We start from the raw sequence: 14,171 nt of genomic DNA, 5'->3' as shown, positions 1-14,171 counted from the left end.
CAACGACCAGGGGAACTTCGTTCGGATCAGCGTGCGCCGCCGACATCTCACCGGGGAGGCAGGTTGTGCCACGCGTGTCCGCAGGTGCCTTTGCAGTACGTCTGCCTGCGGCGAGTGTCGGCGACGGAGAACGCCGAGACGAGCACACGGAACGCTTTGACGTGTTCGTCGGGCCGGAGGGCTGCGAACCCGTAGCGAGGCGGGTCCATGCAAATCATCACCGAAGGGTTGGCCGTGGGCTTCACGCCGGACCGGGCAACTCCCTCACGCCCGTCTGCTGCCGTGATGTGGGCCTGCAATGCGTAGCCGGCGACGTCCTGGAGTACTGCCTGCCGTCCTGCCGGGGAAAGGGCGGAGAACCAGGATGTTCCCTCGTCCAACGTGCGGAGCTCCTGGGCGACCTCGTTGACGACCCGCTCGGCTTCACGCCGAAGCGCCCGCCCATCCTCACTGCTGGCCCCCACCATCTGCCGATCATTTCACAGGGCCTCGGCCGAGAACGAGGCTGAGACGAGCGGCGCGACTCCTCCACCGGCTCACAACATGATCCACAGGAAGCGGCCTGAGCCCCGTCGTCGGGGCCGGGTGCCGCGGGCCAGGCAGGATCCGGAAGAGGCGGCCTAGTCCGCCGGCGGCCGGTCGAAGCGTGGTGCCCGTCGCTCCAGGAAGGCGGCGACGCCCTCCGCGGTGTCGCCGCTCGCCGCCGCCCGGTCCGCCCAGTACGCGTCCCGGTCGGTGCGGCCGTCCGCGAACTCCTTCGCCGCCGCCTGCGTCAGCCACGAGCGGGTGGTGAGGATCCGGGCGAACTCGGCCACCCGCTTGTCCAGTTGCCCGGCCGGCAGCAGCTCGTGCAGGAAACCGGCCCGCAGCGCCTGCTCCGCGCCGATCAACTCCGCCGAGAACAGCAGGTACTTGGCCCAGGCCGGCCCGACCACGGAAGCCAGCCGGCGGGTCGAGGAGGCCGGGTAGACGATGCCCAGCTTCGCCGGGGTCACCCCGAAGGAGGCGCCCTCCTCGGCGAACCGCAGGTCGCACGCGGCAGCCAGCTGGCTGCCGCCGCCCACGCAGAAGCCCCGGACCGCCGCCACGGTCGGCTTCGGGAAGGCGGCCAGGGCCTCCTCCGCGGCGACCGACAGGGCCTGCGGATCGTCGTCACCCGTGAGGGAGGAGATGTCGGCGCCGGCGCAGAAGGTCGGACCGTCCCCGGTCAGCACCAGGACCCGGACGTCCGGGTCCGCCGCGAGCCGCGGCAGCAGCTCCGGCAGGGCCCGCCACATCGCGGCGGTCATGGCGTTGCGCTTGGCCGGGTGCGAGATGACGACGGTGGCCACGCCGCCGGCGACGGTGGTGCGGAGAGCTGCGTCCATGCGCCGGATGCTATCCCGGTCGGCCGATGCTGCGATCAAGGGGAGTCCGTACCCGGGTGTGACGGGCGCGCGGCGCGTTCCCGTCCTGGTCGGGGAGGGCGACGGGGCCACGGGCAGGGCACGGTGGACGGGGTGCGGGAGACGGCTGCGCGGGACTCCGCGCCGGATCAAGAACGGTCGAACAACTGACTCTGTCATACGCCACCGGTCAAAAAGTGTCCGATAGGCGCTGACTTCTGGTCAGCGACGAGGTCCGGACCAGCCGCGTCCCCACTCTTGGCACGTGGAGACGATCGAGCGCGAAGACGGGGGCCGGAAGATGAACGACAGCGGGAGCGTCCCGCCAGCCGGGGAGGGGGAGGCGCCGGCTCCGGCGGACCCCCTCGCATACGAGGGGGTGTGGCGCTTCACCGCGCCGGCCGTAGAAGAATCCGTTCCGCAGGCCCGTCGTGCGGTCCGCGACCTGCTCGGCCGCCAGGGGGTGCCGGCGCCGCAGGACCTGGTGTACTCCCTGCTGCTGATCGTCTCCGAACTGGTGACGAACTCGGTCCGGCACGCGGCCCTGCTCTCCCCCGAGGTCGCCGTCGAGGTGGCGGTGGGCCGGGAATGGGTACGGGTGGCCGTCGAGGACAACCACCCGTACCGGCCCAAGGCGCTGGAGGCCGACTTCGGCCAGACCGGCGGCCGGGGCCTCCTGCTGGTCCGCGAGGTCACGCGGGAGGCCGGCGGGGTCTGCGACGTCGAGCACACCTCGACCGGAGGCAAGGTGATCTGGGCCGCCCTGCCGCTCACCGCACCGGCCCCCGAGCTCTGAGCGAGCACGCCCTGGACGAGCTCGCGAAAGAGCCGGAGCCGGTACGCGGGCCCGGCCGGAGGGAGCCGCGGCTACCAGCCCGCCGCATCGCCCGTCAGCTCGCGGATCGCGGGCCGGGCCGCGTCCAGGACCGTCATGAACCAGGCCGAGAACGGCGCCTCGGCATGCCGCTTCACCAGCTCCTCGGCCGTGACGAAGGCCGTGTCGCCGACCTCCTCCGGATCCGGATCCGGCGCCGCCTGCGCCAGTCCCACGAACAGGTGGTTGTACTCCTGCTCGACCAGCCCGGACGCGGGGTCCGGGTGGTTGTAGCGCACCGTCCCCGCCTCGGCGAGCAGCGAGGGCGACAGCCCCAGCTCCTCGTGGGTCCGCCGGGCCGCCGCCGCGAACGGGGACTCGCCGGGGTACGGGTGGCCGCAACAGGTGTTCGACCAGACGCCGGGGGAGTGGTACTTCCCGAGGGCGCGCTGCTGGAGCAGCAGCCGGCCCCGCTCGTCGAAGAGGAACACGGAGAACGCCCGGTGCAGCAGGCCGGGCGCCTGATGGGCGGAGAGCTTCTCCGCCGTGCCGATGGTGTTGCCGGACTCGTCGACCAGTTCGAGCATGATCGATTCCTGAGTTCCGGTGCCGGCGGACGCACTGTTGGCGTCGGTGGCTGGTGTGGTCGGCATACCCATCCTTCGCTTCGGACTCCGGCCTTCAGTCTGCCGTACAAAAGAGTCTTGTCCCCACTTCGGAGATCAGCGCATGTCCGCCCCCCGCCGCGTGCTAGGCACCCGGCGGGGGACGGACAGGTGAGCCGCGCCGTCAGATCCCGAACGGGGCCGGGTAGCGGATGGTTCCCTTCGGCACCGGCACGGAACCGTCGAGGACCAGCGCCATCATCGCCTCGTCGGGCACCTCGAAGGGGGCCCGGATCCCGAAGAGCGAGGCCGGCACGAACCCGAAGCGCGCGTAGTACGCGGGATGCCCGAGGACCAGGACCAGCGACTCTCCCCGCTCCCGGGCCGCCGCGAGCAGGGCCCGGACGACCGCGCTGCCGGCGCCCGACCGCTGCGCCGGGGGATCGGTGGCCACCGGCGCGAGCGCCAGCGCCGGTACGCCGTCCACCGTGCAACGGGTCAGCAGCGCGTGCGCCGCCACCGAGCCGTCGGGACGCACGGCCACGTAGGAGAGCCCCGGCAGCCAGGCGCCGTCGGCGCGCAGCGCGTCCACGAGATCAGCCTCCAGCGGGGTGTCGAAGGCCGCCAGGTTGACGGCCCGCACGGCCGCCGCCTGCGCCGCGGTCTCCGGCCGGGCCGGCCAGCGGTCCCCGTCCCCCGCGGTCACCGGGGTCAGGACGTAGCCCCGGTAGCCGTACTCGTGGCCGTGCCGCTCCCGTACGGCGATCTCCTCGCGCGTGGCGGCCAGCGCGGCCCCGGCCGCCGGGGTCGAGGCCCGCGCCGTCCGGGCCCGGACGGTGAGCGGACCGTAGTACTCGGCCCAGTCGGAGTCCGGCTGCAGGCGGGTCCCCAGCACCCGGTACCCGGCCGCCTGGGCGGCGGCGGTGTTGCGGGCGGCGGACCGCAGCGCGCACTGCGGGTCCCAGAAGGCCCGCGCTCCGGCGGAAGGCTCCTCGGCGGTCCACTCGCACTCGGTCAGCACCAGGGTGCCGCCGGGTGCCAGCAGCCGCTTCCACTCGGCGAGCGCCCGGTCGAAGCCGATGCAGTAGGCGGATCCCTCGGCCCACACGAGGTCGAAGGAGCCGTCCCCGTACGGGAGCGCGCCCATGTCCGCCCGGACCGCCTCGACACGGCCGCCGAGGCCGCGGGCCTCCGCGGCGGCGCGCAGTTCGGCGAGGAACGGTTCGTGGAGGTCGACGGCGGTCACCTCGGCGAAACCGGCCCCGGCGGGCCCGCCCGCCTCGGCGGCGAGCAGCAGCGCGCTGCGGCCGGGACCGCAGCCCAGGTCCAGGACGCGAGGCCGCTCGGGCAGCGGTCCGCACAGGGACAGCAGGTGGCGGGTGGTGGCGTCGGAGCCGGGGGACTGCCGGGGCAGGCCGTGGTGCAGCTCCATGAAGGCCGCGAGGAAGGCCCCGTCGGGACCGGAGTCGGCGGAGGGGGAGCCGTTGGCGGCGGTGCTGTCGCAGATGTGGGTGTGGTCGGTGTGGTCGGTCAACGTGAGCCCTTGGACAGGGGGCTCCGGCCGACGGGACCGAACGGTGTGCTCAGGCCCGGCCGGAAGCCCGGAGGGAGGAAACGGGGACGTACCGGAGTTCGCCGCGCTCGGCAGCGACCACTGCGACGGTCATCAGTCCACCTCTTTCCTCGTTCCGGGACGTGCTCACGGGATTCGTACACGCCGCCGACCACCCTAACATCCGAGGCCAAAGCCCCCTGAGGGGGGCCGAAAGGCTGATGAATACGGCGTTCCATTCATCCGATAGCCTCTGCCGACGTGCCGCGCCGCCCCACCGGGCGCCCCGTCGAGAAGTTCGCTGCAAGGAGTGAGTCCGTCTGTCGACCGTCATCCTCACCGGCCTGCCGGTCCCCGGATCACCGCTTGAAGACGAGCTCCGGTCGCTCGGGTTCGACGTCCGCCCGGTCACCGGTCCCGAAGGCACCGCCGCCGCGCTGGCCGACGTACCCGCCGACCGGCGGGTCGCCGTCGTCGACAGCGCCTTCGTCGGGCACCCGCACGCGCTGCGCCTCGCGCTGACCGACCCGCGCTTCGACGCCTGCGCCGTGACCGGCGCTTTCACCGTGCAGCCCGGGGCCCGCGCCGCCCTCGACCGGGCCGCGGCCCTCGCGCCCGCGGGCGGCGGCCCCTACGCCGACCGGCTCGCCGCCGCCGTCGAGGCCGACGGGACCACCGTCCAGCGGCCCGAGCTCGGGACCCTGGTCGCCGCCGTGCCCGGCACCGACGCGGAGCGCGCCGAGGCCGTCGCCGCCGTCGCCGCCGTGGACGACGAAGCCGTGCGGCTGCGCACCGCCGTGAAGTCCCGCGACGGCTTCTTCACCACCTTCTGCATCAGCCCGTACTCGCGCTACATCGCCCGCTGGTGCGCGCGCCGCGGCCTCACCCCGAACCAGGTCACCACGGCCTCGCTGGTCACCGCCCTGATAGCGGCGGGCTGCGCGGCCACCGGCGACCGCTGGGGCTACGTCGTGGCCGGCGTCCTGCTGCTCGTCTCCTTCGTCCTGGACTGCACCGACGGGCAGCTCGCCCGCTACTCGCTCCAGTACTCGACGATGGGCGCCTGGCTCGACGCGACCTTCGACCGCGCGAAGGAGTACTCCTTCTACGCGGGCCTCGCGCTCGGCTCCGCCAGGAACGGCGACGACGTGTGGGCCCTCGCGCTCGGCGCGATGATCCTCATGACCTGCCGGCACGTCGTCGACTTCGCCTTCAACGAGGCCAACCACGACGCCACCGCCAACACCAGTCCGACGGCCGCCCTGTCCGGGCGGCTCGACAGCGTCGGCTGGACGGTCTGGGTCCGCAGGATGATCATCCTGCCGATCGGTGAGCGCTGGGCCATGATCGCGGTCCTGACCGCCTTCACCACCCCGCGCATCGTCTTCTACGCCCTGCTGGTCGGCTGCGCCTTCGGCGCCCTCTACACCACCGCCGGCCGCGTCCTGCGCTCCCTGACCCGCAAGGCGCGGCGCACCGACCGGGCCGCCCGGGCGCTCCTGGACCTCACCGACTCGGGGCCGCTCGCCGAGCTGATCGCCCGCCACGCGGGCCGCCCCGCGGCGCCGCTGTGGCTGCCCGTCATGGTCATCGCCGCGCTCGCCCTCGTCGGTACCGCGTTCTTCGAGCCCTTCGGGAGCGTGAGCCTCGTCTCGGTGGCCCTGTTGTACGCGATGCTGAGCGGCGCCGCCGTCGCCCGGCCGCTCAAGGGGGCCCTGGACTGGCTGCTGCCGCCGCTGTTCCGGGCCGCCGAATACACCACCGTCCTGGTCCTCGCCGTCAAGGCGGACGTCCCCGGGGCGCTGCCGGCGGCATTCGGCCTGATCGCGGCGGTCGCCTACCATCACTACGACACGGTCTACCGCATCCGCGGTGGCACCGGCGCGCCCCCGCACTGGCTGGTGCGGACGATCGGCGGGCACGAGGGCCGGGTGCTGCTCACCGCGGTGCTGGCCGCCGTCCTGGCGTCGCGCGCAGCGGACTTCCCCGTCGCGCTCACGGTCACGGCCGTGTTCGTGGCTCTGGTGGTGCTCGTGGAGAGCATCCGCTTCTGGGTCTCCTCCGGAGCACCCGCCGTACATGACGAAGGAGAACCAGCATGATCGGCCTTGTACTCGCTGCCGGTGCCGGACGCCGCCTGCGTCCCTACACCGACACCCTGCCCAAGGCCCTCGTGCCGGTCGGCCCCGAGGGGCAGGAGGAGAGCCTGACGGTCCTCGACCTGACCCTGGGCAACTTCGCCGAGGTCGGCCTCACCGAGGTCGCCGTCGTCGTCGGCTACCGCAAGGAGGCCGTCTACGAGCGCCGCGAGGCGCTGGAGGCCAAGTACGGCGTCAAGATCACGCTGATCGACAACGACAAGGCCGAGGAGTGGAACAACGCCTACTCCCTGTGGTGCGCGCGTGACGTCCTGAAGCAGGGCGTGATCCTCGCCAACGGCGACACCGTCCACCCGGTCTCCGTCGAGAAGACCCTCCTCGCCGCCCGCGGCAACGGCCAGAAGATCATCCTGGCCCTCGACACGGTCAAGAACCTGGCCGACGAGGAGATGAAGGTCGTCACCGCCGACGGTCAGGGCGTGCGCAAGATCACCAAGCTGATGGACCCGGCCGACGCGACGGGCGAGTACATCGGTGTCACCCTCATCGAGCCCGAGGCCGCCGAGCAGCTCGCCGAGGCGCTGAAGACCACCTTCGAGCGGGACCCCGACCTCTACTACGAGGACGGCTACCAGCAGCTCGTCAACGACGGCTTCACCATCGACGTCGCCCCCATCGGAGACGTCGCGTGGGTCGAGATCGACAACCACGACGACCTCGCCAAGGGCCGGACGATCGCATGCCGGTACTGACGCGGCTGATCCCCTCGCCCGTTGTCGTCGACATCAGCCGAGGGGCGATGGACGACCTGGCCGGCCTCCTGGCCGACCAGCGCATCTCCGCGTCCGGCAAGCTCGCCATGGCGATCAGCGGGGGCTCCGGCCAGGCGCTGCGCGCCAAGCTGGAGCCCGTCCTGCCGCACGCCGACTGGTACCCGGTCGTCGACGGCACCATCGACTCCGCGGTCAAGCTGGCCGACGACATAAAGGGCCGCCGCTACGACGCCGTCGTGGGCCTGGGCGGCGGCAAGATCATCGACGTGGCGAAGTACGCCGCGGCGCGGGTCGGCCTGCCCATGGTGGCCGTCGCCACCAACCTGTCGCACGACGGGATCTGCTCCCCGGTGTCCATCCTGGACAACGACAACGGGCGCGGCTCCTACGGCGTGCCCACGCCGATCGCCATGGTGATCGACCTCGATGTGATCAAGGACGCCCCGGTGCGGTTCATCCGCGCGGGCATCGGCGACGCGATCTCCAACATCTCGGCCATCGCCGACTGGGAGCTCTCGCACGCGATCACCGGCGAGGCCGTCGACGGCCTCGCCGCCGCCATGGCCCGCACGGCGGGCGAGTCGGTCCTGCGCCACCCCGGCGGATGCGGGGACGACGAGTTCCTCACCGTGCTCTCCGAGGGCCTCGTGCTCTCCGGCATCGCCATGTCGATCAGCGGCGACACCCGGCCCTCGTCCGGCGCCTGCCACGAGATCAGCCACGCCTTCGACCTGCTCTACCCGGGACGCTCCGCCCTCCACGGCGAGCAGGTCGGCATCGGCGCCGCCTTCGCCATGCACCTGCGCGGCGCCGCCGAGCAGTCCGGGCTGTTCACCGAGGTCCTGCGCCGCCACGGGCTGCCCGTGCTGCCCGAGGAGATCGGGTTCAGCGTGGACGAGTTCGTCGCGGCCGTCGACTACGCCCCCCAGACCCGCCCGGGACGCTTCACCATCCTGGAGCACCTCAACCTGTCCGCAGCCGAGATCAGGGACGCTTACGCCGACTATGCCCAGACCATCCGTAGCTGAACTCCGGCCCGTCGTTCACCCGCCGGGCGTCAAGGACCGGCGCAGTGGCGAGCACTGGGGCGGCCGCCTGTACATGCGCGAGATCTCCCTGCGCATCACCCGTCTCCTGGTCGCCACCAAGGTCACGCCCAACCAGCTGACCTACGTGATGACCCTCGCCGGTGTCCTCGCCGCGCCCGCCCTCCTGGTGCCCGGCATCTGGGGCGCCGTCCTCGGCGTGGTCATGGTCCAGCTGTACCTGCTGCTCGACTGCGTCGACGGCGAGGTCGCCCGCTGGAAGAAGCAGTACTCGCTCGCCGGGGTCTACCTGGACCGGGTCGGCGCCTACCTGTGCGACGCGGCCGTCCTGGTCGGCTTCGGCCTGCGCGCCAGCGATCTGTGGGGCAGCGGGCGCATCGACTGGCTGTGGGCCTTCCTGGGCACCCTCGCGGCGCTCGGCGCGATCCTGATCAAGGCCGAGACCGACCTGGTCGGCGTCGCCCGCCACCAGACGGGCAAGGAGCCGGTCAAGGAGGCCGCCTCCGAGCCCCGCTCCTCCGGCATGGCCCTGGCCCGCCGGGCCGCCTCCGCGCTCAAGTTCCACCGCCTGGTGCTGGGCATCGAGGCCTCCCTGCTCATCCTGGTGCTGGCCGTCCTGGACCAGGTCCGCGGCGACCTGTTCTTCTCCCGGCTCGGCGTGGCCGTCCTGGCCGGCATCGCGCTGCTCCAGACCGTGCTGCACCTGGTGTCGATCCTGGCCTCCAGCAGGCTCAAGTGACCGCGCCGATGCGGCTGGGCGCCGTGATCATCACCATGGGCAACCGCCCCGACGAGCTCAAGGCGCTGCTGGAGTCGGTGGCCCGCCAGGACGGCGACCCCGTCGAGGTCGTCGTCGTCGGCCAGGGAGTGCCGGTCACCGGCCTGCCCGAGGGCGTGCGCACCGTCGAGCTGCCCGAGAACCTGGGCATCCCGGGCGGCCGCAACGTCGGCATCGAGGCCTTCGGCCCCGGTGGCGCCGACGTGGACGTCCTGCTCTTCCTCGACGACGACGGGCTGCTGGAGCGGAGCGACACCGCCGAGCTGTGCCGGCAGGCCTTCGCCGAGGACCCGGAGCTGGGGATCGTCAGCTTCCGCATCGCCGACCCGGACACCGGCGCCACCCAGCGCCGTCACGTGCCCCGGCTGCGCGCCTCGGACCCGATGCGTTCCTCCCGCGTGACCACCTTCCTGGGCGGCGCCAACGCCGTCCGCACGACGGTGTTCCAGCAGGTCGGAACCCTGCCCGGGGAGTTCTTCTACGCGCACGAGGAGACCGACCTTGCCTGGCGGGCGCTCGACGCCGGGTGGCTGATCGACTACCGCGCGGACATGGTGCTGCTGCACCCGACCACCGCCCCGTCCCGGCACGCGGTCTACCACCGTATGGTGGCCCGTAACCGGGTGTGGCTCGCCCGCCGCAACCTGCCCGCCCCGCTGGTCCCGGTCTACCTGGGCGTCTGGCTCGCGCTGACGCTCGTGCGCAGGCCCTCGGCGCCGGCGCTCAAGGCCTGGTTCGGCGGGTTCAAGGAGGGCTGGACCACACCCTGTGGTCCCCGGCGCCCCATGAGGTGGCGTACGGTCTGGAAGCTGACCCGGCTGGGCCGACCGCCTGTCATCTGACAAGCTCACGTCTGGGAGCATGGGCCCCATCCCGGGTCCGGCGCTCCAGCCCCGATGCCCCTCCTGCCGCATCTTGAAGACGGAAAGTTTCAACTTGTGAGTGACACAACCCACGACGGCGCCCTCGCCACGAGCAAGCCGCCGTCCGACGACGCGGGCCTGAGCCCCGCCGAGCTCGCCAGGAAGTACGGCCTGTCGGTCAGTGGCGCTCGGCCCAGCCTGGGCGGATACGTGCGGCAGCTCTGGGGCCGGCGCCACTTCATCATGGCCTTCTCCCGGGCCAAGCTGGTGGCGCAGTACAGCCAGGCGAAGCTCGGCCAGATCTGGCAGGTGGCGACCCCCCTGCTCAACGCGCTCGTCTACTACCTGATCTTCGGCCTCATCCTGAACGCGGGCCGGGGCATGGAGAAGGGGGTGTACATCCCCTTCCTGGTGATGGGCATCTTCGTCTTCACCTTCACCCAGAACTCGCTGATGGCGGGCGTCCGGGCGATCCCCACCAACCTCGGCCTGGTGCGCGCGCTGCACTTCCCGCGCGCCTCGCTGCCGATCTCCTTCTCCATGCAGCAGCTCCAGCAGCTGCTGTACTCGATGATCGTCGTGGTCATCGTCGCGGTCGCCTTCGGGAACTACCCGCAGCTGTCCTGGCTGCTCGTCGTCCCTACGCTGGCCCTGCAGTTCGTCTTCAACACCGGCCTCGCGCTGGTCTTCGCGCGGATGGGGTCCAAGACCCCCGACCTCGCGCAGCTGATGCCCTTCCTCACCCGCACGTGGATGTACGCCTCGGGCGTGATGTTCTCGATCGGCACGATGCTGAAGGACAAGCCGGCCTGGATCGCGGACGTCCTCCAGTGGAACCCCGCGGCGATCTACATGGACCTCGTCCGCTTCTCCCTGATCGAGGACTACGGCGCGTCCAACCTGCCGCCCCACGTCTGGCTCTTCGCGGTCGGCTGGGCCGTCCTCATCGGCGCCGGCGGCTTCGTGTACTTCTGGAAGGCTGAGGAGCGTTACGGCCGTGGCTGAGATCACCCGGGGCCTCGTGCCCACCGTCATCGCCGACGAGGTGCACATCGTGTACCGCGTCAACACCGGCAGCTCCGGCAAGGGCAGCGCCACCGCGGCGCTGAGCAAGATACTCCGCCGCGGCAAGGGCGACTCCCCGGGCGTCCGCCGGGTCCACGCCGTGCGCGGGGTCTCCTTCACGGCGTACCGCGGCGAGGCCATCGGCGTCATCGGCTCCAACGGCTCCGGCAAGTCCACCCTGCTGCGCGCCATCGCGGGCCTGCTGCCCTGCGAGTCCGGCAAGGTCTACACCGACGGCCAGCCCTCGCTGCTGGGCGTGAACGCCGCCCTGATGAACGACCTCACGGGCGAGCGCAACGTGGTCCTCGGCGGTCTCGCGATGGGCATGACCCGCGAGCAGATCAAGGAGCGCTACGAGGACATCGTCGACTTCTCGGGGATCAACGAGAAGGGGGACTTCATCTCCCTTCCCATGCGCACCTACTCCTCGGGCATGGCGGCGCGCCTGCGCTTCTCGATCGCGGCCGCCAAGGACCACGACGTCCTCATGATCGACGAGGCCCTCGCCACCGGTGACCGCAAGTTCCAGGTCCGTTCCGAGGCGCGCATCCGCGAACTGCGGGAGAAGGCCGGCACGGTCTTCCTGGTGAGCCACAACAACAACTCCATCCGCGACACCTGCAGCCGGGTGTTGTGGCTGGAGAAGGGCGAACTCCTGATGGACGGGCCCACGGAGGAAGTCGTCTCGGCCTACGAGAAGGCCACCAGCCACTGACCGAGGGCTCCGGCCCGCCGGATCCGGCCGTCGCAGGCCCCCGTCGCTCCGCGCGCCGGGGGCCTCGCCGTGCGGCGGGATCCGGCCGGGGGCCGACATTCCGGGGTGCCGTGAACACCCGATAGGCCCCCGCGGCGTTGTACAGCGTAAGCTGGACCAGTTCTCAATCGCGCCAAGAGGGGACGATTCCCCACAACTGGTTCTCCCTGGATACTCCCGGGTAAACTTCGGCGGCGTGTCCGAAATAGGATGACTTGGGTCGGCAGTGTAGAACGGGAGACGTGACGGCAATGGCTATGGGAATTCTGCGGTCCCCAGGCGCAGTGGCCGTCCCCGCCGCGGGCGGCGGGCGGTGACCGCCGGGCCCGGCATCCGGCCCGGCACCTCCGGCGCCGTCCTCGACCCCCACGCCCGCGCCACCCTCGCCAAGGCCGCGGCGGAGAACTTCCCCGTCGCCCCCGCCTTCCTGCCCCGCGCCTGGCGCGAGGGCCTGACGGCGGTCTACGGCTACGCCCGCCTCGTCGACGACATCGGCGACGGCGACCTCGCCCCCGGCGGCCGCGACGCCGTGCTCCTGGGCCTCGACCCGGCCGCGGTGGACGACCGCCCCGCCATGCTCGACGCCTTCGAGGCCGACCTGCTGCGCGTCTTCGGCTCCGCCGACGGCCCGCCCCGCCACCCCCTGCTGCTGGCCCTGCGCCCCGTCGTGCGCGACCACGGCCTCACCCCCGATCCCTTCCTCGGGCTCATCGAAGCCAACCGCCGGGACCAGCACGTCACGCGGTACGCGACGTACGCGGACCTCCTCGCCTACTGCGAGCTCTCCGCCAATCCCGTGGGCCGCCTCGTGCTCGCCCTGACCGGTACCGCGACCCCCGAGCGGATCCGCCGCTCCGACGCCGTCTGCACCGCGCTGCAGATCGCCGAACACCTCCAGGACGTCGCCGAGGACCTCGGCCGCGACCGGATCTATCTCCCCGCGCAGGACATGCGCCGCTTCCACGTCACCGAGAACGACCTGCGGACCCCGTCCGCCGGAGCGTCCGTACGCTCCCTGGTCGCATTCGAAAGCGAACGCGCACGCGAACTCCTGAATGAAGGCACCCCCCTCGTGGGTAGCGTGCACGGCAGGCTACGGCTGTTGCTCGCGGGGTTCGTGGGAGGAGGGCGCGCCGCCCTGCGGGCGATTTCGGCCGCAGGCTTCGACGTGCTCCCCGGCCCGCCCAAGCCCACCCGGAGCCTCCTGCTCCGCGAGGTGGCCGCCGTCCTGCGCACAGCGCCGAGAAAGGGGTGAGCCCGAACGTGGAGGGCCCCACACACGCGTCCGCTCCGTCCGCTCCGGTCCTCGCGGCCTACAGCTACTGCGAGGCCGTCACCGGAACACAGGCGCGCAACTTCGCGTACGGCATCCGGCTGCTGCCCACCGACAAGCGGCACGCGATGTCGGCGCTGTACGCCTTCTCGCGGCGCGTCGACGACATCGGCGACGGCACGCTCCCGCCCGAGGCCAAGCTCGTACGGCTGGAGGAGACCCGCGCCCTGCTCGGCCGGATCCGGGCCGAGGAGGTCGACGAGGACGACACCGACCCCGTCGCCGTCGCCCTCGCCCACGCCGCGCGGCGCTTCCCGATCCCCCTCGGCGGCCTCGACGAACTCATCGACGGGGTCCTGATGGACGTCCGCGGCGAGGAGTACGAGACCTGGGACGACCTCAAGGCCTACTGCCGCTGCGTGGCCGGGGCCATCGGACGGCTCTCCCTCGGCGTCTTCGGCACCGTGCACACCGGCGGCCTCGGCGCGTCCGAAGCCGCCCGCGCCGACGAATACGCCGACACCCTGGGCCTGGCCCTGCAACTCACCAACATCCTGCGGGACGTTCGCGAGGACGCGGCCAACGGCCGCACCTACCTCCCCGCCGAGGACCTCGCCAAGTTCGGCTGCTCCGAAGGCTTCCACGGCGACCGGGCCCCCGCCGGAGCCGACTTCGCCGGCCTCGTCCACCACGAAGTACGGCGCGCGCGGGCCCTGTTCGTCGAGGGCTACCGGCTGCTGCCGATGCTCGACCGGCGCAGCGGCGCCTGCGTGGCCGCGATGGCCGGCATCTACCGCCGCCTCCTGGACCGCATCGAGCGCGAGCCCGAAGCCGTGCTGCGCGGGCGCGTCTCGCTGCCGACCCACGAGAAGGCGTACGTCGCCGTGCGCGGCCTGTCGGGCCTCGACGCCCGCACCGTCTCCCGCCAGAGCACGCGCAGGCGCGTCTGATGCGGCGCACGAGGACCCCCGCCCCGGCCCCGGCCGCCCGCCGGCCCCGGGGCGCCCGCACGGCCGCAGGCCACCCGGCCCCCCGGCGGGCCGCGGCCCGCCCCGCGGCGGATCCGGCCGACGGCCGGGCAACCCCGGCAGCCGTCGCGGCGTCTCTCCGGGCGGGCGGAGGCCGTGGTCCGCGCCGGGCCGCGGCGCACCGAGGCATGCCCGC

General features: G+C 72.3%; 14 protein-coding genes. 10 read left to right on the top strand and 4 right to left on the bottom strand.

Annotated elements, in window-relative coordinates; translation table 11 throughout:
* Positions 1-47: 47 nt before the first annotated feature.
* Positions 48-467: a DUF5958 family protein gene (locus tag OG295_RS04905; protein ID WP_371675723.1), complete on the bottom strand. Its 420-nt coding sequence runs from the start codon at positions 465-467 to the stop codon at positions 48-50.
* 153 nt (positions 468-620) lie between these two features.
* Positions 621-1,367, bottom strand: a complete 747-nt coding sequence (locus OG295_RS04900) for an enoyl-CoA hydratase/isomerase family protein (RefSeq protein WP_371675722.1) — start codon at positions 1,365-1,367, stop codon at positions 621-623.
* Between the two features lie 283 nt (positions 1,368-1,650).
* Here OG295_RS04900 and OG295_RS04895 point away from each other — a divergent pair, with 283 nt between their 5' ends.
* Positions 1,651-2,181, top strand: coding sequence for an ATP-binding protein (locus tag OG295_RS04895; RefSeq protein WP_371675720.1), 531 nt, complete (start codon positions 1,651-1,653; stop codon positions 2,179-2,181).
* Between the two features lie 71 nt (positions 2,182-2,252).
* On the opposite strand, the gene idi is transcribed toward OG295_RS04895, so the two are convergent.
* Positions 2,253-2,852 carry an isopentenyl-diphosphate Delta-isomerase gene (idi, locus tag OG295_RS04890; protein ID WP_371675719.1) on the bottom strand — a complete coding sequence of 200 codons (600 nt, stop codon included), beginning with the start codon at positions 2,850-2,852 and terminating at the stop codon, positions 2,253-2,255.
* 136 nt (positions 2,853-2,988) lie between these two features.
* On the bottom strand, positions 2,989-4,236 hold the full coding sequence (locus tag OG295_RS04885; protein ID WP_371681110.1) for a GNAT family N-acetyltransferase: 1,248 nt from the start codon (positions 4,234-4,236) through the stop codon (positions 2,989-2,991).
* A 440-nt stretch (positions 4,237-4,676) separates the two neighbouring features.
* Between OG295_RS04885 and OG295_RS04880 the strand changes: the two genes are divergently transcribed.
* The 9 genes from OG295_RS04880 (at position 4,677) to hpnD (ending at position 13,957) form a co-directional block, all read left to right on the top strand.
* On the top strand, positions 4,677-6,458 hold the full coding sequence (locus OG295_RS04880) for a DUF5941 domain-containing protein (protein WP_371681109.1): 1,782 nt from the start codon (positions 4,677-4,679) through the stop codon (positions 6,456-6,458).
* Positions 6,455-7,207, top strand: coding sequence for a sugar phosphate nucleotidyltransferase (locus tag OG295_RS04875; protein WP_371675718.1), 753 nt, complete (start codon positions 6,455-6,457; stop codon positions 7,205-7,207). Before OG295_RS04880 ends, OG295_RS04875 begins: the two co-directional genes overlap by 4 nt.
* Entirely contained in the window at positions 7,195-8,256 is a 1,062-nt protein-coding gene (locus OG295_RS04870; RefSeq protein WP_371675717.1) for an iron-containing alcohol dehydrogenase family protein, read from the top strand. Before OG295_RS04875 ends, OG295_RS04870 begins: the two co-directional genes overlap by 13 nt.
* Positions 8,234-9,013: a CDP-alcohol phosphatidyltransferase family protein gene (locus OG295_RS04865; protein WP_371675716.1), complete on the top strand. Its 780-nt coding sequence runs from the start codon at positions 8,234-8,236 to the stop codon at positions 9,011-9,013. The genes OG295_RS04870 and OG295_RS04865 overlap by 23 nt, the downstream gene beginning before the upstream one ends.
* Before the next feature lie 8 nt (positions 9,014-9,021).
* Positions 9,022-9,894 (top strand): glycosyltransferase family 2 protein, encoded by an 873-nt coding sequence (locus OG295_RS04860; protein ID WP_371681108.1) that lies wholly within the window; start codon positions 9,022-9,024, stop codon positions 9,892-9,894.
* Positions 9,895-9,990: 96 nt separating this feature from the next.
* Positions 9,991-10,920, top strand: coding sequence for an ABC transporter permease (locus OG295_RS04855; protein ID WP_266843841.1), 930 nt, complete (start codon positions 9,991-9,993; stop codon positions 10,918-10,920).
* Positions 10,913-11,695 carry an ABC transporter ATP-binding protein gene (locus OG295_RS04850; RefSeq protein ID WP_266843843.1) on the top strand — a complete coding sequence of 261 codons (783 nt, stop codon included), beginning with the start codon at positions 10,913-10,915 and terminating at the stop codon, positions 11,693-11,695. The genes OG295_RS04855 and OG295_RS04850 overlap by 8 nt, the downstream gene beginning before the upstream one ends.
* 370 nt (positions 11,696-12,065) lie before the next feature.
* Positions 12,066-12,989: a squalene synthase HpnC gene (gene hpnC / locus OG295_RS04845; RefSeq protein WP_371681107.1), complete on the top strand. Its 924-nt coding sequence runs from the start codon at positions 12,066-12,068 to the stop codon at positions 12,987-12,989.
* The gene (hpnD, locus tag OG295_RS04840; protein WP_371675715.1) at positions 12,986-13,957 is read left to right on the top strand and encodes a presqualene diphosphate synthase HpnD; all 972 of its coding nucleotides are present in this window, start codon (positions 12,986-12,988) and stop codon (positions 13,955-13,957) included. Before hpnC ends, hpnD begins: the two co-directional genes overlap by 4 nt.
* Positions 13,958-14,171: the final 214 nt, after the last annotated feature.

Origin of the sequence: Streptomyces sp. NBC_01276 (genome assembly GCF_041435355.1) — a bacterium.
Lineage (GTDB): Bacteria > Actinomycetota > Actinomycetes > Streptomycetales > Streptomycetaceae > Streptomyces.
This window is presented reverse-complemented; position numbering and strand designations above follow the sequence as displayed.